Genomic DNA, 526 nt, shown 5'->3' with positions numbered 1-526 from the left:
GGAGCGGGTGAGGAGAATCGAACTCCCGACAACAGCTTGGAAGGCTGTGGTTTTACCACTAAACTACACCCGCATATGGTGCGCCCGGCAGAAGTCGAATCCACAACCTTCTGATCCGTAGTCAGACGCTCTATCCAATTGAGCTACGGGCGCATAAAATAAATTATATTGTTTTAAAATGTTTTGGTGCGGTCGAGAGGACTTGAACCTCCACCGAGTTACCTCGACTAGGCCCTCAACCTAGCGCGTCTGCCATTCCGCCACGGCCGCATCTTCAAATTCGAGTTACTAGAATATCATATCAACTTAAATGTTATATGTCAATAACTTTTCAAAAGAAAATGGTGAGTCATGCAGGATTCGAACCTGCGACCCTCTGATTAAAAGTCAGATGCTCTACCAACTGAGCTAATGACTCGTGGTGAAATAAAAATGGCTGGGGTACCTGGATTCGAACCAGGGCATGACGGAATCAAAATCCGTTGCCTTACCGCTTGGCTATACCCCAATATTGAATTTATTTAAA

5 tRNA genes are annotated in these 526 nt (G+C 45.4%); all 5 read right to left on the bottom strand.

Annotation, left to right across the window (positions count from 1 at the left end):
• Positions 1 to 2: 2 nt before the first annotated feature.
• A tRNA-Gly gene (locus tag KGI01_RS13750) sits at positions 3 to 73 on the bottom strand.
• A 3-nt stretch (positions 74 to 76) separates the two neighbouring features.
• Positions 77 to 153: transfer RNA gene (locus KGI01_RS13745), tRNA-Arg, on the bottom strand.
• 31 nt (positions 154 to 184) lie between these two features.
• Positions 185 to 270, bottom strand: a tRNA-Leu gene (locus KGI01_RS13740).
• A 72-nt stretch (positions 271 to 342) separates the two neighbouring features.
• Positions 343 to 418 (bottom strand) — tRNA-Lys (locus tag KGI01_RS13735).
• Between the two features lie 15 nt (positions 419 to 433).
• A tRNA-Gln gene (locus KGI01_RS13730) sits at positions 434 to 508 on the bottom strand.
• Positions 509 to 526 lie beyond the last annotated feature (18 nt).

Source organism: Kurthia gibsonii, assembly GCF_006539985.1.
Classification (GTDB): Bacteria; Bacillota; Bacilli; order Bacillales_A; family Planococcaceae; genus Kurthia; species Kurthia gibsonii.
The sequence above is the reverse complement of the archived record's forward strand: the minus strand, read 5'-3'. Positions and strand labels throughout refer to the sequence as shown.